The organism is Armatimonas sp. (genome assembly GCF_031410135.1).
GTDB lineage: Bacteria > Armatimonadota > Armatimonadia > Armatimonadales > Armatimonadaceae > Armatimonas.
This window is the reverse complement of the sequence record NZ_JANNYP010000801.1, coordinates 1-1283: the sequence shown is the minus strand read 5'-3', so window position 1 is coordinate 1283 and position 1283 is coordinate 1. Positions and strand designations below refer to the sequence as shown.

The 1283-nt window shown below is 48.6% G+C and carries 1 protein-coding gene; it reads right to left on the bottom strand.

The annotated features are described in order from the left end of the window. Positions 1–97: 97 nt before the first annotated feature. Positions 98–1198 carry an IS4 family transposase gene (locus tag RMO15_RS29470; RefSeq protein ID WP_309721560.1) on the bottom strand — a complete coding sequence of 367 codons (1101 nt, stop codon included), beginning with the start codon at positions 1196–1198 and terminating at the stop codon, positions 98–100. Positions 1199–1283 lie beyond the last annotated feature (85 nt).

The following is a 1283-nucleotide window of genomic DNA, read 5'->3' as shown; positions in this document are numbered from 1 at the left end:
GGCGCTGGCGGTTCTTGACCGCAGACCGTGAGTTCATTGGTGACAAGTGGATTGGCTGGCTCTGCGAAAAGGCATTGGATTTCCGAATCAGAGCTCACTACCCGACACATTTTCGTCTCCGTTCCGAACGTGGAAAACGCGTCCTGAGGGGGAGCCCCTCGTTGAGGCAATGCTCTATCCAATTTAGCCCCAGATGAAACAAACTCCAGTCGCAACGATCCGTGCGATGGATCAAAGCAACTCGGCCCGTTTGGACGACCCAAGCCCCCATACAGACAATCCAGAGATAGGCAAGACAAAGCCCAATCAAGAGTCGGTGTAGATGAGAAGTATTACTGATGTGGCTATGACCGAGATAAAAACCACGGCTCTTCTGATCCGAAAAGAACGTCTCGATACGAAAGCGACGCTGGTAAAAATGATAGGCTTCTTCCAGGAAATCTAAGTTGGAGACAAGAATCAGAGGCTCGTCCCAGCTTGGCTCCCAGACAATACTCACCAAAACGGGGCCATATTCTTTGGCTGTAAAACCAACATCAGGTAATTCTAAACGCTCTCCTCGCTCCAAAATTAAGTCTTGTGGAGAGAATCGTTGAGCATCCTCTGTCAGAACGACATTTTTTGCCGTGCGGCAGACATAGTCCCAGCCTTGACTCTGTAGGGTCTCCAACAGTTTGGTACCATCGAATTCTCCATCCCCCAAAAAGATGACACGACGTTGCTGGGGGATAATTTTGGCTGCTTGCTCAAGCAATTCAATATGGGTGTCTTGAGGCAAATGCCCCTTTTTGCCCTTGACGACAATCCAACACAGCGGCAGGGCTCGCTTTTTGTAAACGACATTGAGCGAGAGCATGACACAATCGCGTCCCACTTCGCTTCCATCCATTATCAGTACAAGAGGGCCTGGTGGTAGATTCCTGATCAGAGTGTCAGCATAAGGCAGATAATATTTTTTACAATCAATAGCATCATTATCCATGAAACGCTCCATCTTCCGAACCCTATTTTGTGGCTTGGCATCTGAGGGTACTTTTTTAGCAATGGCTGGTAAATGGCACTTCTGACTTCCGATGACGCCTGCAACGATCATAGCCAAAGTGTTGATATGGCGTGCTTGATTGCCTTTTGGTTCTGTGGGCCGTAGTGATATCAAAGCCTTTTTTATGGCACAATAGCGTTTGAGGTTGTCGCTCATGGGATTTCCTGGGTACTCCTGAACTGTGGTAAGAACAAGGGTACCCGAACGGCGACCTCACCTCAAAATGTGTCGGGTAGTGAGA

Bases quoted from the DNA above. Each gene is read 5' to 3' on its own strand.
- RMO15_RS29470 (WP_309721560.1), bottom strand. From the start codon at position 1,198: ATGAGCGACAACCTCAAACGCTATTGTGCCATAAAAAAGGCTTTGATA.